We start from the raw sequence: 21,213 nt of genomic DNA, 5'->3' as shown, positions 1-21,213 counted from the left end.
TTCCACACGTACCCATCCCGAACACGACCGTTAAGCCCTCCAGCGCCGATGGTACTTGGACCGAAGGGTCCTGGGAGAGTAGGACGCCGCCAAGCACAAGAACCACTGCCGATCATCCGGTGGTGGTTTTTTTATATTCATACATAGTTTTTAGTTTAATGCGCAAAATGACATATTCACGGCTCAAGGTTTCATGTACAATTACGTTATGCCGAATGTTTTATCTGGAAGGGGAACAGGAATGAAGCCAATTATTGATGTTGCACAAGACTTTGGGATACCTCAGGAAGAATTAGAGCTATACGGTTCTTATAAAAGTAAAATTAATTTATCCATAATGGATGATTACGCGTCACAGCCTAATGGTAAGCTTATTCTTGTTACAGCGATGAATCCTACGCCAGCGGGTGAAGGTAAAACCTTAACCACGATTGGTTTATCACAGGCATTAAATGTAATTGGGAAACGTACCATTGCTGCGTTACGTGAGCCGTCAATGGGGCCTTGCTTTGGAATGAAAGGTGGAGCGACAGGCGATAATAAGGCCAGAATTGAGCCATCTGAGGATATTAACTTACATTTTACTGGTGATATCCATGCTATTTCTTCTGCTCATAATTTGTTGGCGGCTATGATTGATAATCATATTTTTCATGGTAACACCTTAAGTATAGATCCAAAGCGTATTATGTGGAAACGTGTCTTAGATATGAATGATCGTAGCCTACGGCAAATTATAATTGGCTTAGGCGACAACAATGGTTCGACACATGAATCTGGATTTATGATCACGACGGCATCTGAGATCATGGCTATTTTATGTCTTAGTGAGAGCTTGGAAGATTTAAAGGATCGGTTGGGTCGTATTTGGATTGGCTATAACTTCAGTAATGAAATTGTGACAGCAGCACAGATCGGGGCTGTGGATGCGATGTTAGTGTTACTAAAGGATGCCATTAAGCCTAACTTAGTGCAAACGATCGAAGGAACACCTGTTATTGTCCATGGTGGACCCTTTGCAAATATAGCACATGGCTGTAGTAGTGTGCTCGGAACAAAAATTGCACTTAAACTCGCAGATTATGTCGTGACTGAAGCAGGATTTGGTGCAGATTTAGGTGCAGAGAAGTTTTTTAATATTAAATGTAGGCAGTCCGGCTTAACCCCATCTGCTGCTGTACTTGTTGTAACGTTAAAGGCACTAAAATATAATGGCGGAGTCGCTAAGGCAGAACTAGATTTGCCTAATTTAGAGGCAATGCAAAGTGGTTTAGCTAATATGAAAAGACATATTGAAAATATTAAGAAATTTGGAGTCCCTGTCGTTGTAGCAATTAATCACTTTTCTGCTGATTCCAAAGAAGAAATCAATTTTCTAGTACAATATTGTAATGAATTAGGGATTCGTGCTGAAATCTCCAATGTATGGGCAGATGGAGGACAAGGTGGAGTTGGATTAGCAAATGCAGTGGTTGAAGCGATTACTGAAGCTGAAGTTAAATCTATAACCCAGTTTCACCCGCTTTACGATCTAGAACTAAGTATTCAACAAAAAATTGAGAAAATTGTAACGGATATTTATCGTGGTAAAGATGTACAATTTTCGGCAAAAGCAATTAAACAAATTAAGGATGCCGAACAACTAGGGTATGGAAACATGCCTGTTTGTATGGCGAAAACCCCATACTCCTTTTCAGATCAGCCCAAGCTACTTGGTGCCCCAGAGGGATTTACAGTTCAAGTAAATGGCATTTCTGTCTCAGCAGGTGCCAAGTTTATTGTAGTGTACACAGGAGCCGTAATGACGATGCCAGGGTTGCCTAAGACACCAGCAGCGGAGCGAATTTATTTGGATGATAATGGGGAAATTCAAGGTTTGTTATAGTATGAATATTTTGCCTGCTTATATAATTAATTAATCTTATTAATAAATTAATAGCTCGACTCTGTCTCTTCGCTAGTTTGGTTAGCAGTCAAGAGCTTAGCATAGTAAAAGGGAACATATTTCTGCCGTTGTATGGTAAGAGGTTCTCTTTTTCTTTTGATTTTTATCTATCTTATTAACCTTTAAAGGCAATTGCGTCAAGCTGAAATAAAAGTCCCTCTTGTCCGCCACGATGTGCAAATTCAGTTTGGAACGATTTTCGGGCAGGATATTTATGATTAAACCTTTCCTTAAGCACCTTTTCTAACAAAGGGATATCCCAAATATCTCTAAATAAACAATCAATTTTCACAACAGCCTCTAAATTTAAGCCAATTAACTCTAATCTCTTCTCTAAATGATCCACTGCGCCATTAATTTGAGCTTCAATAGGCTGACCAATATTTCCAACACAATAACTTAAAAATGCAAAACCTCCAGCCTCAACAACACCAGCATGAGCCCAATCCTCGTTAACATCTAATCTATTAATAACACTCATACAATTCCTCCTAAAATTAGTAAAACTTATTAAGCATTACTAAGCATTACTAAGTACTCTATACACACTTTAATACCACTTTATACACTATTAAGTAGGAAGTTAAAAATAGGGAACATACGTTCTTTTTAAAAGATATCATAAGCTGTTAAATAATTCAATTATTATATTATAAATTAGTAATTTGAAGTTAATTAGAACTCTGTTGGCAGTCTATTATTAGTACTAAATAATTCGAATAAAAATTCAAACTGTATTTCGCATTATTGTCCCCTCAAAATTTGTAAGTTTTTCTTTTAGACTGATAAAGAAAACATAAACGCGATAGAAAGGGGTTAGAAAGTAAATGAAACATGCAAAATCATGGGCAGTATTGTTAATTGCAGTACTGATGGTAGCTTCACTAGCAGCATGTGGAGGGAATAGTAAATCTAGTAATGACACAAAAAAGCCTGAAAACAGTGCTTCAACAAACACAGAAACGCCAAAGGATGAAAAGGTTGAGCTTACATTTTGGTCATTAGGAACTACAAACTATGAGGAGCTTGCAAAGGAATACACAAGCCTTCATCCAAATGTTACGTTTAAGTTCCAAAACACTTCAGACCAGACTGCGCATCACAATAACTTGACTACAGCATTATCTGCTGGTTCAGGTGCTCCTGATATCTTTATGCTTGAAATCGCATTCATGGAGCGTTTTATTAGTGCACAAGATAAGTTTTACAACTTGTATGACTACGGCGCAAAAGACATTGAAAGTAATTATTTAGATTGGAAATGGAAGCAAGCCACTTCTGTAGATGGTACTTTCCAATTAGGTCTACCTACAGACATTGGGCCAACAGTAGCCTACTATCGTGCGGATTTGATAGAAAAGGCTGGATTACCTGCTGATCCAGACCAACTTTCAGCAGCAATTGATACTTGGGATAAATTTGCTCAAGTAGCTAAAACATTCAAAGAAAAAACAGGTAAGCCATTTGCGGATTTAACAGATTTAGTGTTTAACGGATTGCGTGACCAATCTCCAGATCAAATTTATTTCAATAAAGCAGACGGTGCATTTATTGGTGATACAAATCCTCAAATCAAGAGAGCCTACGACTTCACAGTTAAAGGTATCCAAGAAGGCTGGATTGCAAACTATCAGCTCTGGTCTCCAGAATGGAATAAGGCAATTAACGATGGTGAGTTTGGCGTTATGCTTGGACCAGCTTGGATGGCAGGAACAATTAGAAATGCTAAAGATACAGCAGGTAAATGGAAAATTGCTCAGCTTCCTGAAGGTGCAGGGAACTGGGGAGGTTCATTCTTAACATTACCGAAGGAAGGAAAACATCCAAAAGAAGCTTATGAATTTATTGCTTGGTTAGACAATAAAGATAATCAATTAAAATCATTTGAGCAAAGTGGTTTATTCCCTTCAATTCCAGCATTATATGAAGATCCTGCATTCTTGAAAGGTGACGATTTCTTTGGCGGTCAAGCGATTGCAAAGGAATACTCTAAATCTGCAGTTCGTGTAAAACCAGTATATTATGGTCCATTACATGACCAAACAGATACATTCTTTAAAAATGCGCTTAAAAACGTACTAGAGAAAAAAGCTGACCCAACTGCAGAATGGAACAATGCTATTGACCAAGCTAAAAAGTTAGCGGAACGTAGCTAGTTAAATTGAGAAGTTTGTATTCCTCAAATTCGCAAGAAGGTAAGCTCTTCTTGTGAATTTGAGGTTGTTAAGTTTAGTGAATGTACTTATTTTTATTACTTGTTTGGAGGTGCATGCATCAATGGCTGAACCAGTTGCCGCAGGCTTAGGGGACCCGGTTAAAAATAAGCGCCCTTTTTTAAATGAAACAAGAAAAAGTCGACTGACGGCATATTTTTTTATCTCACCATTTTTCATATTGTTTTCAATTTTTGGACTATATCCAATCGTGTTTACCATATACTTATCGTTTTTTAAATGGGATGCATTAAACCCGATGAAGTATGTTGGGTTAAAAAACTATTCCTTTGTTATTGATGATCCTACCTTTTGGATTTCATTTGGTAATACGTTAATTATGGCAGTGATGGGGACCTTGCCACAATTAATCATTGCCTTGTTTGTTGCAATTATGTTGCACTCAGCCTTAAATCGCTTCAAAAAAACGTTCAGAATTATTTATTTTATGCCAAATATTACATCCATCGTTGCCGTTACATTAGTATTTAGTACGATGTTCGGGAATAACGGAATGATTAACTGGCTACTAAATACGATGGGACTTGAAAATGTCGCCTTCAACTCGGGGTGGTGGGGAGTTAAAATTGCGATTTCTACAATGGTAATGTGGCGTTGGATGGGGTACAACGCAATTATCTTTTTATCTGGTCTGCAAAGTATTCCAACTGATTTATATGAGGCTGCTAAGATTGACGGGGCAAGTAGATGGCAGCAAATGATTTATATTACCTTCCCGTTACTGCGACCATTCATTTTATTCGTAACCTTAGTTTCAACAATCGGGGCATTGCAATTATTTACCGAACCATATGTATTCCTTGGACAATCAGGAACTGGGGCGACACGTCAAGAAGGGGTTACGATGGTAACGTACTTGTACAATGAAGCATTTAGTAATGGATTTTTTGGTACAGCTGCGGCATCTGCGGTTCTACTACTATTTGCAACTATAATTTTCTCTGTTCTTAATATGTTTATTTCAAGCCGTATGGGTGGAGAATCAGGGGGGAACAACTGATGAATGCAGTAGCAAATGTAGAAAAAACGCGTCGTCGGAAACCAGATGATGTACCTGTAGTGGGAAAAGTATTTTTTTGGTTGTTCTTAGTCTTAGGCGGACTATTATCTGTATTCCCGTTTTATTGGATGTTTGTTGTTGCTACAAATGATAAAACTGGTGCTTTTCATGTTCCGCCGTTATTGAAGCCAGGTGGGGAATTTTTTAATAACTTTCAGCGTGTATTAGATCGTACAGATTTCTTTACTGCACTAGGGAATTCACTTATTGTAGCTACAGCCGTTACTTTATCTGTTGTCTTCTTTTGTACATTAGCAGGGTATGCATTTGCAAAATATGAATTTCCATTAAAAAAGGTGTTGTTTGTATTCGTCATTGCAACAATGCTTGTACCTGCTCAATTAAGCGTATTGCCACTTTATGTTATTATGGCGAAGCTACAATGGATTGATAGTTATAAAGCATTAATTGTACCTGCGATGGTTAATGCGTTTGGTATATTCTGGATGAGACAATATATTTCATCTGCAGTTCATACTGAATTAATCGAAGCAGGGCGGATTGATGGCGGAGGGCATTTCCGTATTTTCTGGAATATTGCAATTCCTGTTGTGACACCTGCGATGGCGACATTAGGAATTTTAAACTTCATGAACGTATGGAACGATTTCTTTTGGCCATTAGTGGTATTAAAAAATAAAGAACATTATACCATCCAGTTAGCATTGCAGCAGTTATTTACCAATAAGGATGGACTTGATCTTGGTATGATTATGTCAGCAACCTTTACCGCAACCTTGCCGTTATTAATTGTATTCCTATTATTCAGCCGTTGGATTATTGCGGGGTTAACGAGTGGTGCGATTAAGAGTTAAAAAATATATGGGAACTTGCTAAAAAGTGGCAAGGATTTCATTAGCAAATGAAGAATAATAAGCTTAGAGGATGGATTGTGGAGGGAGGGGTATTAACGCTTGAAACTCCGGCGAAAAATCTTGCTTGCTATTATTCTTCTTGTGTTTATACCTGTAATTTTAATGGGGACAGTGTCCTATTACAGCTTTTCAAATGCGATGGAGAAAAGGTCCAACAACTTTTATTGGATCTCTTTAATGGATAGCGACCGCAAGCTGAAATATGCTTTAAATGAACTAACAGCCATTTCAAATTCTGCAATTACACAGCCTGTTATTCAGCGGGTACTTAAGCAAACAAATTTTATGGTTACGTATGAAACAAAACAGGAAATTAACAATCTGATCAATCATCCCATGATTACGTCATTTAGCATTTATTCAAATGATCGTTTGCTATATCAATATAATGATGCAATGACATTTAAAGAATTAAGCACACAGAGCTGGTTTCAAAGGGTGAAGGCAGCAGAGGGACGTCCAATCTGGATAGGCCCTGGCGAAAATGGTTCATCTTTGGCGGGGAAACCAGTTCTGATTCAGGCTAGGGTGATTAAAGATTATTATTCTTTAGAGAATATTGGGATCGCTGTCATTTACATTAAACCCGATATTTTGGAGCAGGTATTTTGGGAAGCAGCAACACTTAAGCAAGGTGATATTTTATTAGTAAATAAAGAAGGCAACATTGTATTTGATAAATCTGGAAAACACATTGGGGAGCAAAGCAACTTTCCATTTTTAAGAGAAAACTATACCAATCGTAAAGGCTATTATACAGATAGCTATTTAGGTGAAAAATCTTTAATTACGTATTTGCCGTCACATAACAAAGGATGGTATTTAGTAGCGATAACACCAAAGCAACTCATTACATCCGAGTCGGTTTCGATTCGAAATATTGCAGGAATATTGTTGATCGTATCATTAATCGCTGCATTTTTATTTGATCGCTTTTTCATAAGAAGAATGGTTCAAAGTATTATTAGTGCCGTAAATGGAATGAAGCGAGTACAGCAAGGGATTTTTGTTCCTATTAAATCAAAGCGCAGAGCCGATGATGAAACAGATATGTTAATTGACGGGTTCAACCGAATGAGCTCACAAATCAATGAACTAATTCAACAGGTGCAAACAGAGCAAGCGCGTAAGAAGGAAGTAGAGCTACGTGCCTTGGTGGCGCAAATTAATCCTCATTTTATTTACAATTCTTTAGAATCGATTAATTCTTTAGCGGTTATACATGGCAATCGAGATATTAGCAAAATGGTTATTTCACTAGGAAAGCTACTACGTATCAGTATTAGTGAAAACCAAGAATTAATCCCATTAACTATGGAACTTGAGCATGTTCGTCATTATTTGGATATTCAAAAATATCGCTTTGAAGATAAATTTTCATATGAAATTGATATCCCAGATTCACTGAAATATTTTATGACGCAGAAGTTAATTGTACAGCCTATTGTCGAAAATGCACTGTATCATGCCATCGAGCCGATGGAACAAAAAGGTTCAATTGCGATCGTGGCGAGAGAAGCCTCTAATGATATTTTTATTCACGTCATAGACAATGGACCTGGCTTTGATCCAATTACGTTAGATCTTTTATGGGAGAAAAATGATGGCAGTTTAAAAAAGTATCGTGAAAATGGGGTAGGCTTAAAAAATGTGCATGAACGCTTACATCTTCAATTCGGAGGATATTATGGCATTATGATTTGCTCTTCCCCTGGTTTTGGGTCAACGATTTCAATTCGAATACCCAAAATACTTCCATAGGAGGGGGAGAGACAATGAAGTGGTTAAGGAATTGGGGCTGGGGTATTGTTGTCCTCATTATTGTTGGAATAGTAAGCGCATTATTGCTATTAGTGTTACCAAAAAGCTCTGATATGGTGGAGGAAGTACAGGATGAGAAAATTACGCTAACCTTTCGCCATTTTTGGACGAAGGAGCATGATAAACCGATCTTAGCAATATTTGAGCGTATTATTGAACAATTTCAAAAGGACAACCCAAATGTGAAGGTCAGCTTTGAAGGTATGGATCAAACGGTTCATCGTGAACAAAAGCTAAAAAGTGAAATGGTCACTGGAACCCCACCAGATATGTTTGTATTGTTTGGTGGTGCTGAAATTGAGCCTTATGCTCGCAGCAATCGGTTAATGGATTTAACTGACTTTGTCCATAACAATGGTTGGTCTAATTCCTTTCAGGATTTGCAGCTGTGGACATTTAATGATCGAATATACGGTTTGCCCATTGAAGGGAACGCCGAGCCTTTATATTATAATCGCGCCATTTTTAAATCGCTTGGGATTAAAGAGCCAGTTACGATCGAGGAGCTTAATGAGGCGATTGTAACCTTGAAGAAAAATGGCTACACTCCATTTGCTTTAGGCAATGTAGATCGTTGGCCTGCCGCCATATTTGTGCATTATTTAATGGATCGCTATGCAGGACCTAAGGTGTTTGAGCAAATTGTTCAGCATGGTCATATCAGTTATTTAAACGATCAATATTTGCTTGCCTTTAAGCAATTTGAGCAATGGGTTGGAGAAGGGGCCTTTAGCTCCTCCGCAAATACTTTATCAACAGAGCAAGCGATAGAGACATTTACATCAGGGCAAGCTGCAATGTATTTGAATGGAAATTGGGATATTAACTTATTCCAAGATGAAAATGTTGATGCTAGTTTTCGTGAAAAAGTAGGTGTCCTTCCGTTTCCAGCACTGAAGCGTGATAGCCCAAGGTCGATGGCTGGGGGATATACGATTGGCATTGGTGTATCTTCTACGTTAGAGGAAGGGCAAAAGGAAGCGGCGTTAAAGCTGCTTCAATCTTTTTTTAGCACCAAGGTACAAAGTCAAATTGTGTATGCAGGCTTACGTATTCCAGCGGTGAAAATTCCATTTGATTCAACAAAAACCGGTTCTATTTTTATGCAGGTTATGAATGTGATGGAGCATAGTGAGGGTACATTTGTACCTTATGATAATGTGTTATCGCCTGAGGTGAAAAAGTCCTTTTTAAAAGTGATTGAAGAAATGATTGAGGGAAATATGAACGCAGAGCAGGCGCTAACCGCACTTCAATCTTCATCGCTGGATTATTGGAAGCAAAGAGAGAATGCTCTTCCGTAATACAATTGATAGCATTGGGGGAGGAAAGATGAACCAATTAGACCAACCTTTTCGTGTCATTCTTGTTGATGATGAACCTATAATTTTGAGAAGCCTGAAGGTAGCCATTCCATGGGAAGAGCTTAATATTTCGATCGTTGGTGAAGCAAGAAATGGAGAGCAGGCGCTAGCGATGGTGAATGAGCTATCCCCACATATGATTATAAGTGATATTCGTATGCCTGGGATTGATGGGATCACTTTAATGAAGCGGGTGTTATCTGATAATCCTAAACGGCTGTTTATTTTTATAAGTGGTTATGGTGAGTTTGAATACGCGCGAGAAGCATTACGTGAAGGTGCTTTTGATTATTTGCTAAAGCCAATTGATCATGAAGAATTGATAGAAATGATTAAACGTGCAAAAGTTAATTTAGAAAAGCAAATTGAAAATGATCATTTACTTCATTCCGTGCATGTGTTGTCCATGCTTGCGAAGGAGCGGATGATTGCTGAATTTATTGAAGGTGGAGCCCCTTCCCTCCAGCAGCTAGCTTGGCTGGAAAATAGTGAGCTTGAGCAAGAATATTTTATGGCCGTGGTGCAATTAGACCATTATTTGAAGCTAAATGAAGAGTGGGCAATGGAAGAAAAGCGTTTATGGTTATTTGCTATACGTAACATTCTTGAAGAGTGGTCAATCACGCATGATGGATTAACGGTGTTCCCTTTTCATACAGGAGAATGGATTTTGTTGTTCCGTGGCTCTCATCATAGGCGGAAGGAAGCATTAGGTGCTGATATCATTCAACAGATTAAAGCCAATACGAAGCTTCAATGCTCCATTGGGTTTAGCTTAAATGTAAATGGAATAAATCAACTTAGTCATGCCTATACCAGTGCAACCAAGGCGTTGTATAAACGCTTTTATCTTGGTAGTGAAGCTGTATTGGTGGATCAAGCTGTGCACCAAGAGTCAGAGCTACAGCAGACTGAGGTGAAATATCCTAAAAAATTAGAAAACGATATATTGGAAGCGATTCGTACATTAAACGAAAAAGTAATGTTATCGTTGCTAAATGATTTTCAAAGCTACATTGAAAAACAAGCGTTATCAAAAGTCACGGCGGAGGGCATTATTGTTCGTTTAACCGTGGTGATTTATCGTCAATTTGAACAATTAAATTTGTTGTTGGAATGGTCATTAGAGGGGCTTCTTCAGGAGCTACAATCACAAGGAACGTTGGTGGAAATGATTCAGGTGCTAAAAACAAACTTTAGCAAATGGATTAATGAAGGATTAACCAATCACAATAAAGAAAATGTTGAAACTGTGATCGCAAAAGCTCAAGATTATATTCATAACAATTATCATAAGGATCTAAGCATGGAAGAGGTTGCAGAGCTGATCGATCTGAGTATTAGTCACTTCTGCATGTTGTTTAAGCAGGTTTCAGGCTATACCTTCCTAGAATATTTAACTAAAATTAGAATGGATAAGGCAAAATATATTTTGAAAAATAGCAATGTCAAGGTGTATCAGGTTGCACCACTGGTTGGTTATCAAGACCCACGATATTTTACGCAAGTATTTAAAAAAATTACTGGCATGACACCGTCAGAATTTCGCGAGGAAGGCGCGTCCGTAACGTAGGAGGAGGCTGGGACATAACTCATTTTAATGTTGTTAAAGTCGAATAATAGCTACTTCATGTAAGCATTACAAATGATTAAAACCCGAACTATAACGGAATTCAAATAGAATTCCATAAAATAGTTCGGGTTTTTCATTAGCTGAAATGCTTTTGTCCCAGCCGCCTGTAGTTTCGTTCGCTTCTAACGTTTATTCTACTATGCCTTACAATGATTGAGCTTACAATACCCTAAACTTACGATGAAATTTAACGATAGACTTGCTAATTAGCTATGAGCGACTACGTAACAATGAGCTCATAATTAGGCTAACGATAAGCACTAATATGATTGCGCCTAACAGCGTTGGAAAAATATAAAATGTACCTAGCACAGGCCCCCAGCTTCCTAAAAATAAATTACCAATCCAAGCACCAACAAAACCTGCCACCACATTGCCTAAAACCCCACCCGGAATATCTCTACCTACAATGATCCCTGCAAGCCATCCGATACTCCCGCCAATTAATAACGACCATAATAAAAACATAGTTGAAGGCTCCTTTTCTATAACAATTTTCATTCTATTTTCATCATCTACTTCGTTAGCTTTTAGGTTTATTATGTAGTAGTTTGAGCATTTTCTTCTTAAATTATGTATAACTATGGTTGCATTACAATAAATGACGACAAATTATTTGCTCATTTTGCATTTAGCCTTATTTTCCTTCGTGACAGGTCCATATGTACCATATTTTGAAAAATAGTTATTTTAACTACTAAAGTTTGTAGAAAAAATATAGAGACTAGAATAGGATGTTTTAGCATGAACAAAGTTAAGTGTTTTTTAAATAAACTTAAGTGATAAAAAAATAAAGAGAGGGGTCTTGGAAAGTATGGCGATTCAGCTAAACAATGTATTGGTGAATCCGAGCTTTGAAGCAGGCTTTACTGGCTGGTTTCCAGTGAATGCTGTCATAAGCACAGGCTCCAAGGAAGGTTCTCGTTGTGCTGAGATGGCGGGAGGAACCGTCTCAGCATCTGTACAGCAAATAGTTGCTGTTCAACCAATGCAAGGTTATTATGTTGGATTTTCTTTAGCAAAAACTATCTCAACACTACCCAACTCAGGGATTGCCGTTACACTGAATTTTTTTGATTCTAGCATAAATTTTTTGATTACAGGAATTACTTTAGTTATTCCACAGGGCAGTCTGCAAAATACAAGCTGGCAGGTGTATGAAGGGGTGTCTATTCAAGCTCCAGTGAATGCTGCCTTTGCTCAGTTGTCTTTCAGTAATTTAGCAGCTGCCGGTACGAGTAGCACACTGATAGACGAAGTGGTGCTCATGCAGGCCATCAATACTACTCCGGGAATTACAGGCGCTACGGGAGTAACAGGAGCTACAGGAGCGACAGGAGCAACGGGAGCAACAGGTCCAACTGGAGGGGGAGCGACAGGTGCTACTGGGGCTACGGGAGTAACAGGAGCTACAGGAGCGACGGGAGCAACGGGAGCAACAGGTCCAACTGGAGGGGGAGCGACAGGTGCTACTGGGGCTACGGGAGTAACAGGAGCGACGGGAGCAACGGGAGCAACGGGTCCAACTGGAGGGGGAGCGACAGGTGCTACTGGTGCTACTGGGGCTACAGGAGCGACAGGAGCGACGGGAATCACGGGAGCAACAGGTCCAACTGGAGGGGGAGCAACAGGTGTAACGGGAGCAACAGGCGCAACAGGAGCTACAGGAGTGACGGGAATCACGGGAGCAACAGGCGCAACAGGGGCTACAGGAGTGACGGGAATCACGGGAGCAACAGGTGCAACAGGAGTCACCGGTGCCACAGGGGCAATCGAGCCAAATCCGTTTGAAGTTTATGTTCAAGCTGGTGCAGTAGGGGGAGACGGAACACAAGCCAGTCCGTTTGGAACGATTCAGGCTGGGCTTGCCGCAGTATCGCCTACAGGAGTTGTAAATGTATTGGAGGGTACTTATCCCGTAACGTCCACAATAACAGTCAATATAGCGGATGTAACCCTTAAAGGCTATCCTAATACACGAATTGTATTGCAAGCAGCTGTTATTGCGTTCTTGATAACGGGTACAGGAGTTACTTTTGACGGACTGACTATTACCAGTGATCTACCGTATGCCGTGGAGTTTATCCAATTAGCTGGCTCGAATCACAAATTGATGAATAATGTTATTTTCGGGCCTCCTCAGGCTGGCCCCTCTTCAGGTTGGGTTGTAAATCGCGGCTTTCTCACGCAAGGTGGTGTGACGAATCTTATTGCTCAAGATAACCTTTTGTATTCATTAAGACAGCCAGCTTATTTTAATCCTGGCTCTACAGGGTACATTCTAGATAATGTGGTGTATAACACCAGAGGTTGGGTAGTAGATGGAGCTATATTTGTTTTCTCCAACAACTCCTGGGGAATACCCCAAAACGCTGTTGATATCGCCTTATTGGTAGGTACTCCCACTGGTCCTCCATACGATCCAACTACTGCATTGTCCCAATACAATAGTGGTGCAAACATTAGCGACCAGCGTTAATTCTTAATTAGAAGCTGTTTCCAGCAGGGGGAAATTGTAATATATTCAAGAAGAATCAATAACGAAAGGCTGAGAATGATAAATTTTTATAAAGGTTCGATAAGTAAGTTAGTATCACATGTTTTAAATATAATGAAATTAAAATGAGTTCGTATAATACCGAACTCATTTTAATACAAGCTACCTAATGAAATAACCGTGTCAAACTTTTTAGGGGCCTTTTCATTGCTTATGGAGCACCAAGCCTCCATCTTAACCTTGAATGACATAAGTTTAAGATGGAGTAACGACCTCTGCGCCTCGTACTGCAACCTTATGATCTGCTTCTTGAGTTGAGCTAAGTGCCTTACATTCCCGAAAAGCAAAATGCTCACAGCCCAGACACGTTTTTCTTTTAATCTGACTTAAAGCATAGGCTAAGGCATCGCTAGTATGCTTATAAAATTGCTCTTCACCAATCAATTTATAGCAACCCGTCCGTTGTAATAAAGCTAAAGGCTGAGGCTGAATATCTGTAACGGCAAGCTTAATGCCACTAGCTTGAAGTTTTTTAACCAGGCTTGCGAAGTTGGCTTCACCAGTCGTATCCATAAAGGGTACTTTGCCCATTCTAATAATAATAATTTTGTGTCCAGCAGAATGCAGATGTGAATCCTCAAAAGGGCCTGATGCCCCAAAAAATAATGGACCCTCCACATTAAAAATACCGATCTGCGGGCAATTATGATCTTCAGTTACTACATGTGCTTCTACTTTATCATGTAATCTGGAGTGGTCAGGTAATACCTGATTAATTTTTAATGCCTCACTCATTCGTTTTACAAATAAAATGACAGCTAATATTAACCCCACCTCAACTGCAGTCGTTAAAGTTGTAAATACAGTCAGCAGGAAGGTAACTAACAAAATAATGGTATCACCACTGCGTGTTTTGTACATCGCGGCAAACGATTTGCGCTCACTCATATTCCAAGCGACCATCATCAAAATTGGAGCCATGCTCGCTAATGGGATATTTGAGGCATAGGGTGCAAATAAAACGACAATAAGCAAAACAACGACGCCATGGATAATCCCTGAGATGGGGGAAACCGCACCGTTTTTAATGTTGGTTGCTGTTCTCGCAATTGCACCTGTGGCAGGAATACCACCAAATAAAGGCGCAACAATATTAGCAACACCTTGCCCAATTAATTCTCGGTTACTATTGTGTCTGCTATTCGTCATCCCATCTGCAACAACGGCAGATAATAGCGATTCGATCCCACCTAACATGGCAATAATTAAGGCAGGCTGGAGCATTGAGGATATATTAGATAAGCTGAGATCAAGGCTATGAAGCTGTGGTAATCCACCTGGTATTGCACCATAGGAGGAACCGATGGTTGTCACTTTGCCTGGGAATAACCAAATGCTAGCGGCTGTTGATAACAGGATGCCTACAAGTGACGCTGGAACCTTTGGTAAATACTTAGGAGTAATTAATAATGCCGTTAAGCAGATGCCTGCTGTAATAATGCTGTATATGTTTATGGAAGAGATATGTTTTACAATTTCAGCCATGTTGTAATAAAAATATTCATGACGCTCAAGGCCACGTAGCCCTAAAAAATTTCCAATTTGACCACTAAAAATAGTAACCGCAATCCCTGCTGTAAATCCAATCGTAACGGGACGCGGAATGTATCTAATTAAGGCGCCTAACCGAAATACACCCATTAGCACCAAAATGATCCCTGCCAAAAAGCCAGCAATTAATAAATTTTCATATCCGTATTGCAAGACGACCGCTAACAGGATTGGAATAAATGCACCTGTTGGCCCACCAATTTGAAACTTTGACCCACCTAATAGTGAGATTAGAATTCCTGCAATGATAGTGGTATATAAGCCATATTCAGGCTTTACCCCAGATGCGATGGAGAATGCCATACCAAGTGGAATTGCAATGATCCCAACAATACATCCTGAAATTAAATCTTTACGAAATTTACCTGCATTATAGTTTAGATAACGACCGCGCCAATTCATTTTTTGAAAACCTTCTTTTCTGATCATAGTGAAGTTCTACTGTAATGTGTATGCAATGCAAATATCATGTCTAGGCAACGCACACAAAGATTCCCCGCACAGTGACGGGGAGATAGGTAAACAAATAAACAGACTTTACATTGACATAAACTAAATTTCCTTGTTGATTCCTTCTAGTAGTGAAATCGACTCGATTAAGTGATTGTTAAAAATTTGCTTCGCTACATCTAACAAATCCTTAATGAGTGGATCACGAAGAGAATAAACAACCGTAGTTCCCTCCTTCACGCTGTTAACTAAATTTTTAGCACGAAGAACAGCAAGCTGCTGAGATACAGCAGAACCCTCTGAGCCTAAAATGACTTGAAGCTCATTCACATTTTGCTCGCCTTCACTTAACACCTCAAGAATACGGATTCTCATCGGATGAGATAATGCTTTGAAAAAGTCAGCTTTAAATTGCTGAATACTTTGATTCTGATTCATATTTTTTAATCTCCATATATTCAAATCTTTGAATATTTACAATATAGCACAACAAAGCTTATTCAAACGTGATTTTTATTACAACATCATGAACGATTTCAATAAATTAGGTTTTTACGTGCTCAAAATTTACCGTTCACCTATGGACTTGTCTTTATCTGAATTGTGCAAACATCATACGTTTGGGTGAATTCGCGACCACGCCATATTTTTGTATGATAAAAAAAGAATCTAGTGTGTGTGGGGGAAGAGGGATGCTCAAAGAACGCATTGAGTTTCTATGTAAGAAAAAAAACATAACACGTAAGCAGCTGGTAGAGGGACTTGTTACAGGGACGCACTTTGCCAACATTTTAGCAGACCGCTATCCGTTACAAAGCGATCTTGGGGCAGCGGTGGCTCATCGCCTTGGTGTGAAGCCTTCATATATTACAAATGCATCTAAGCAAGATCAAGAAGTAATAAAGCAAGCAGAGTATGTATTTATGGAGTTTTCAAAGCCTTTCAAGGAGCAAACAGAGCACAATATTATTTTATTTGATGATCACCACGATGCCTTAGTAGTAGAGCTAACGGTTGCACTAATGAAAGCCGTTTATTACCAGCAGGTTCGTGATCAGGTGGCATATCAATATATCCATGAGCATTATTTAGATTTTTATTTGCATAAATACATCTACAAAAATGAAAACAGGTTGCCAAGCCCTTTAAACAAAGCATTATTATTTTATAAAATATATAAGCATCGTGAACAAAATGAATACGGGGAGCTTTTACGTTGTGCCAGCAAACTGGTACCACAGCTTGTGGTGGGAAGTGATGTTTGGTATATGATCCGTAGCTTACAATTAGAGGGAAGTGTACATACTACCCAACATGAGCAAGCCTATCATATATTTGAACAGTTATTGCAGCATAATGATGAGTATAATCGTGAGGATCGATTATCTTCTCTCTATATTGCCCATAGTGGAAATTGCTTTGCAACAGGAATGTACGGTGATGCATTAATGGCATTAACAAAAGCAGAACATCATCTTCATAACGCAAAAGAGAGAGAAGAATTGCAAAGTATCATTTTTAATAATCGAATTGTAATGTTGACAATGCTGGGACAAAATGAACAGGCGTTGGCGGAAATTGACGATTATGAAGCATGGCTTGCTAGTAGGTCTGCTGTTATTCAGCAAGCAATGAAGTCTACCTTATTAATTTATCGTGGTGAGCTTGCTTATATTGAAAAAAACTGGGGAGAATTAGGGGCAGTATTACACAGGTTGAATGGAGAGACATTTAATCTGGAGCAAGCGATGGCAAAAATTTTCTATTGTTCTCAATTTGCTTTATCACAAGGGGATTCTGATTCTTTTCTGAAATATAGCCTGGAATGCTTACCTTATTTTGAACAATCGGGACAAAGATTACGGCTAGAGCAGCTGTATGAATTACTTGCAATCGTATCGGAGGAAAATCGAAAATATAAGGATGCTGCGTTTTATTATCGCAAATTGTTAGGTCTAGTTAGAACTAGTGAAGCACGCTAGACAATTTTATGGAAAAGTAGCAAATATTATTATTGTATGAACTATGACAAGAGGATGGAAATATAGACGTATTTAATGATATATTAGTATGTATGATGATTTAGTATCATGAGTTTGGAGGTGGAATATGACACATTTGTTAGAAGTAAAGGATTTGGCGATATCATTTAAAACACATGGCGGTGAGGTTCAAGCTATTCGTGGTGTCAGCTTTCACGTAGATAAAGGGGAGACGCTAGCGATTGTTGGTGAATCTGGATCTGGTAAAAGTGTGACTTCTCAAGCGATAATGAAGCTTATACCTAAGCCGCATGGTCAATATAAACGTGGTCAAATCATTTTTAATGGTCAGGAAATTATTAGTAAGAACGAAAATCAAATGCGTAAAATTCGTGGTAAGGAAATTGGAATGATATTCCAAGACCCGATGACATCGTTGAACCCAACGATGAAGGTAGGCAAACAAATCATGGAAGTGTTAGTTACTCACGAGAACATGAATAATAATGCCGCTTATTTACGTGCAATTGAGCTGCTAGGACTTGTAGGGATTCCTGATCCTAAGCGTCGTGTAGATCAATATCCACATGAATTTAGTGGAGGCATGCGTCAACGTGTCGTAATTGCAATGGCACTTGCTGCTAATCCGAAGCTATTGATTGCGGACGAGCCTACAACAGCACTTGACGTTACAATCCAAGCTCAAATTTTGGATTTAATGAAGGATTTACAGCAAAAAATCGAAACCTCGATTATCTTCATTACACACGATCTTGGTGTTGTTGCCAATATTGCAGATCGTGTAGCTGTAATGTATGCAGGACAAATTGTCGAAATCGGAACGTCAGAGGAAATTTTCTACGATCCACGTCATCCTTATACTTGGGGCTTATTAGCATCTATGCCTAGCTTAGAAGGACATGATGATATGTTAACGGCAATTCCTGGTACACCACCGGATTTAATTCATCCACCTAAAGGGGATGCCTTTTCATTACGTAGTGAATATGCAATGAATATTGATCGTGAGAAGGAGCCACCATTGTATCAAGTTTCTGATACTCACTTTGTGAAATCATGGTTGCTTCATCCATCTGCACCTAAGGTAGAACCACCTGAGGTAGTGAAGAAAAAAATTCGCCAATTGGCAAATGCTTATGCAGAGCCAGTATTAGTGCAATCTTAATTTTGTTATTGTGATGCAAACATAATAAAATTAGTAATAAAAAACCCGACCTAATTTACGATACTCTAAAGGACTGAGTCCTGTGTAGAATGTCGTAAATAGCTCGGGTTATTTTTATCCACTTTGAGAGCCAGATCCTTCCTTACGAGGCCATAACGTGTAGCTAAAGCTGATAAGAAAATCGATCCCAAGTATCATCGTCCAAGTTTGAAAAAATTGCTTTAATGGCTCTGTTCGCTCAGGCGCACCTACGTACCAAATCACGCCGTAGAGACATAAGCAACCAATGACCCATGCTAATAAATGCTGTAGCCAGCCTATTCTTAAATGACGTGCATGAGCGGCTCCAAATTTTGGCTTCTTAACCGGGGCTGGTCCACCGGCAAAACGATGTGCAAAACGGACATCTGCCCATTTAATCATAGAGTGGCCAAAAGCGATAGATAAACCGATATAAATAGCGGCAAGTCCATGTACAAAATCCGCGGTAGCCCCGTTTTTTAAGTGCAGACTGGTTGTTACTAACAATACGATATCTATTATGGGTGTACAAAATAGTAAGAGCGCTCCTAGCCTCCGCATTCGTAACAAATATCGACACACTAATCCAGCTAAAACAAATACCCAAAATAAAACTTCACATGCAATGATAATTGCAAGCATCATTTGCCCCCTTTGTTGATGTCAGGATTCTTTAATTACAAATTGATTCATGGCATTTTATATACATAGACTTCGTAAATGCTCATTTATGATTTGTTCAGCCATGGCATGGGTAACGTGTCCTGGTTGCGTGATTAAGTGAACAGCCAGCCCATCCATTAAAGCACTGAGCTTGTATGTTTCTAAGGCTAGGTTTAAGTTAGGTTTTGCTAGCTTATAGACGGTGAGCTGTTCTAACACAAACTTGACCACACCCCGAATCCCCTCATACATTTGCTCACTAACGGCTTGTAATCCCGGATGTACTAATGTTTTTGCAGTAAACGAAAGCCAAACCTCCATCTCCATTTTTCGATCCTCATCAAAGGGTATAAACTCCATTAATATAGCTTGTAATCCCGTAAAGGGATCATTAGCAAAGAGATCATTATCCATATCCGTATTTCTGACTCGCTCTTGGACACGTTTAATAAATATGTTCATGCAAAAAGTAAACAAATCGGCTTGTGTGGAAAAGTAATGCCGCATTGAGCCTACCGATAATCCAGCCTCAACCGCAATATTCCGCACAGTGGCGTGTTCTAATCCTCCTTTTTTGATTAATCGTATAGCAGCATCGGCGACAAGTTGACGTTGTTTTTCATGATCTACAATTTTAGGCATAGCTAAAGTATACTTGTTTTTTTATTTAATACAATGTGCTAAAATGAAAATGAAATTAAATAATACGATGTATTAAATAAAAATTCTTAAAAGGAGTCCAATACAAAATGATACTAAATAAAGAAATTCAACAAAAAAATCAGCAAAATATAGCTAAGCAATCGCGATCTGATAATCCTACGGGGCAGAGAAAAAAGAAAAGGATGAGATTTTTTTATTTTAGTATTTTATTTATTGTTGTATTGATCACATCTGGATTTATATTTGAATGGATTGCTACTAAAAATGCGGAGAGTAGCTATCCTATGCCAGGGAAGTTGGTGGATGTAGGCGGTTTTTCGTTACATATCAACAAAATGGGGCAAGGATCACCAACGATTATTTTTGAGTCTGGGAGTGGTGAAACTAGCCTTGAATGGTATGATATTCCGAAGCAGTTATCTCAATACGCAACTGTAGTTACGTATGATCGTGCAGGTTACGGTTGGAGTGAGACTGCTACCCAAGAGCGAAGTGGTAAAAATATTGTACAAGAGCTGTATACCGCGCTACAAAAAGAGGGGCTTCATGGGCCTTATATTATGGTTGGTCACTCCTTAGGGGGAATGTATGCACGATTGTTTGCTCAGGAGTATCGGGATCAGGTGGCTGGACTTGTTCTTGTTGATGCAAGGCCTGAAAATGATGAACGTCTGACAGCTTCAATATATAAGCGAGAAAATATTAAGGGTCAACTCTCTTCTGGGTTGATCATGCTACTAAAGCATTCGGGTGTAATGCGTTTATTTAAGAATGTATTACTGGAAGGATTAATTGAGCCAGATAAACGTGATGAATTTATTAATGTGACTGCAAAAGCAAGCTTTTTTAAAGCCAAAGAAGAGGAAGGAACGTTAGCTTATTTAACTGAGGAATTAATTGCTGAACAAAACTTGGGTGAACTTCCTGTTAAAATTATTGCTAGAGGTATTGCTCCTAATTATGCTAGTTTGGGGATTTCAAAAGAGGGAGGGAAGCAATTAGAGCAAATTTGGATGGAGGGGCAACAGCAAATGCTAGCGATATCTAGCAATACGGAAATGATAATTGCGGAAGCTAGTGGACATTATGTGATGTGGGATCAGCCAGAGCTACTCATCGATATGATATTAGGCCTAATAGAGCGATAACCAAATTTCGTGTTTATTTGATTTTAAGCTACAATAGAAGCATAAGGCTTTAGAGGAGGA

17 protein-coding genes and 1 rRNA gene are annotated in these 21,213 nt (G+C 39.0%); 12 read left to right on the top strand and 6 right to left on the bottom strand.

The genetic code is table 11. The features are described from left to right. Positions 1-95: ribosomal RNA gene (gene rrf / locus J2Z32_RS06625) — 5S ribosomal RNA — on the top strand; the annotation flags it as partial. A 146-nt stretch (positions 96-241) separates the two neighbouring features. Further along, complete coding sequence (locus tag J2Z32_RS06620; RefSeq protein WP_210088384.1) at positions 242-1,885, top strand: formate--tetrahydrofolate ligase; 1,644 nt, start codon at positions 242-244, stop codon at positions 1,883-1,885. 175 nt (positions 1,886-2,060) lie between these two features. Here the strand turns inward: J2Z32_RS06620 and J2Z32_RS06615 are convergent, their stop codons facing one another. Further along, positions 2,061-2,426: a RidA family protein gene (locus J2Z32_RS06615; protein WP_210088383.1), complete on the bottom strand. Its 366-nt coding sequence runs from the start codon at positions 2,424-2,426 to the stop codon at positions 2,061-2,063. A 346-nt stretch (positions 2,427-2,772) separates the two neighbouring features. Between J2Z32_RS06615 and J2Z32_RS06610 the strand changes: the two genes are divergently transcribed. From J2Z32_RS06610 to J2Z32_RS06585, 6 genes are all read left to right on the top strand, one after another. Further along, positions 2,773-4,101, top strand: a complete 1,329-nt coding sequence (locus J2Z32_RS06610) for an ABC transporter substrate-binding protein (RefSeq protein ID WP_210088382.1) — start codon at positions 2,773-2,775, stop codon at positions 4,099-4,101. A 121-nt stretch (positions 4,102-4,222) separates the two neighbouring features. Continuing rightward, positions 4,223-5,179 carry a carbohydrate ABC transporter permease gene (locus J2Z32_RS06605; protein WP_210088381.1) on the top strand — a complete coding sequence of 319 codons (957 nt, stop codon included), beginning with the start codon at positions 4,223-4,225 and terminating at the stop codon, positions 5,177-5,179. Beyond that, positions 5,179-6,054 carry a carbohydrate ABC transporter permease gene (locus tag J2Z32_RS06600; RefSeq protein ID WP_210088380.1) on the top strand — a complete coding sequence of 292 codons (876 nt, stop codon included), beginning with the start codon at positions 5,179-5,181 and terminating at the stop codon, positions 6,052-6,054. The genes J2Z32_RS06605 and J2Z32_RS06600 overlap by 1 nt, the downstream gene beginning before the upstream one ends. Positions 6,055-6,153: 99 nt before the next feature. Next, complete coding sequence (locus J2Z32_RS06595; RefSeq protein ID WP_210088379.1) at positions 6,154-7,875, top strand: sensor histidine kinase; 1,722 nt, start codon at positions 6,154-6,156, stop codon at positions 7,873-7,875. Positions 7,876-7,889: 14 nt separating this feature from the next. Then, on the top strand, positions 7,890-9,239 hold the full coding sequence (locus J2Z32_RS06590; protein ID WP_210088378.1) for an ABC transporter substrate-binding protein: 1,350 nt from the start codon (positions 7,890-7,892) through the stop codon (positions 9,237-9,239). Positions 9,240-9,267: 28 nt separating this feature from the next. Then, positions 9,268-10,872, top strand: coding sequence for a response regulator (locus J2Z32_RS06585; RefSeq protein WP_210088377.1), 1,605 nt, complete (start codon positions 9,268-9,270; stop codon positions 10,870-10,872). A gap of 270 nt (positions 10,873-11,142) precedes the next feature. Here J2Z32_RS06585 and J2Z32_RS06580 read toward each other — a convergent pair whose 3' ends face one another. After that, positions 11,143-11,400 (bottom strand): GlsB/YeaQ/YmgE family stress response membrane protein, encoded by a 258-nt coding sequence (locus tag J2Z32_RS06580; protein WP_210088376.1) that lies wholly within the window; start codon positions 11,398-11,400, stop codon positions 11,143-11,145. A 346-nt stretch (positions 11,401-11,746) separates the two neighbouring features. On the opposite strand from J2Z32_RS06580, the gene J2Z32_RS06575 reads away from it, so the two are divergent. After that, positions 11,747-13,411 (top strand): NTTRR-F1 domain, encoded by a 1,665-nt coding sequence (locus J2Z32_RS06575; RefSeq protein ID WP_210088375.1) that lies wholly within the window; start codon positions 11,747-11,749, stop codon positions 13,409-13,411. Between the two features lie 273 nt (positions 13,412-13,684). Here the strand turns inward: J2Z32_RS06575 and J2Z32_RS06570 are convergent, their stop codons facing one another. Next, on the bottom strand, positions 13,685-15,442 hold the full coding sequence (locus J2Z32_RS06570) for a SulP family inorganic anion transporter (RefSeq protein WP_210088400.1): 1,758 nt from the start codon (positions 15,440-15,442) through the stop codon (positions 13,685-13,687). A gap of 150 nt (positions 15,443-15,592) precedes the next feature. Beyond that, positions 15,593-15,928 (bottom strand): ArsR/SmtB family transcription factor, encoded by a 336-nt coding sequence (locus J2Z32_RS06565; RefSeq protein ID WP_210088374.1) that lies wholly within the window; start codon positions 15,926-15,928, stop codon positions 15,593-15,595. A 254-nt stretch (positions 15,929-16,182) separates the two neighbouring features. Here J2Z32_RS06565 and J2Z32_RS06560 point away from each other — a divergent pair, with 254 nt between their 5' ends. Both J2Z32_RS06560 and J2Z32_RS06555 read left to right on the top strand, forming a co-directional pair. Then, entirely contained in the window at positions 16,183-17,472 is a 1,290-nt protein-coding gene (locus J2Z32_RS06560; RefSeq protein ID WP_210088373.1) for an XRE family transcriptional regulator, read from the top strand. Between the two features lie 127 nt (positions 17,473-17,599). Then, a complete protein-coding gene (locus tag J2Z32_RS06555) occupies positions 17,600-18,658 on the top strand; it encodes an ABC transporter ATP-binding protein (protein WP_210088372.1) in 1,059 nt (352 codons plus the stop codon). A 114-nt stretch (positions 18,659-18,772) separates the two neighbouring features. Here the strand turns inward: J2Z32_RS06555 and J2Z32_RS06550 are convergent, their stop codons facing one another. Together J2Z32_RS06550 and J2Z32_RS06545 are read right to left on the bottom strand one after the other, a co-directional pair. Then, entirely contained in the window at positions 18,773-19,324 is a 552-nt protein-coding gene (locus J2Z32_RS06550) for a hypothetical protein (RefSeq protein WP_210088371.1), read from the bottom strand. Positions 19,325-19,378: 54 nt separating this feature from the next. Continuing rightward, a complete protein-coding gene (locus J2Z32_RS06545; protein ID WP_210088370.1) occupies positions 19,379-19,984 on the bottom strand; it encodes a TetR/AcrR family transcriptional regulator in 606 nt (201 codons plus the stop codon). A 203-nt stretch (positions 19,985-20,187) separates the two neighbouring features. Between J2Z32_RS06545 and J2Z32_RS06540 the strand changes: the two genes are divergently transcribed. Beyond that, positions 20,188-21,153: an alpha/beta fold hydrolase gene (locus J2Z32_RS06540; RefSeq protein ID WP_210088399.1), complete on the top strand. Its 966-nt coding sequence runs from the start codon at positions 20,188-20,190 to the stop codon at positions 21,151-21,153. Positions 21,154-21,213: the final 60 nt, after the last annotated feature.

Origin of the sequence: Paenibacillus turicensis, from assembly GCF_017873435.1 — a bacterium.
Classification (GTDB): Bacteria; Bacillota; Bacilli; order Paenibacillales; family Paenibacillaceae; genus Fontibacillus; species Fontibacillus turicensis.
This window is presented reverse-complemented; position numbering and strand designations above follow the sequence as displayed.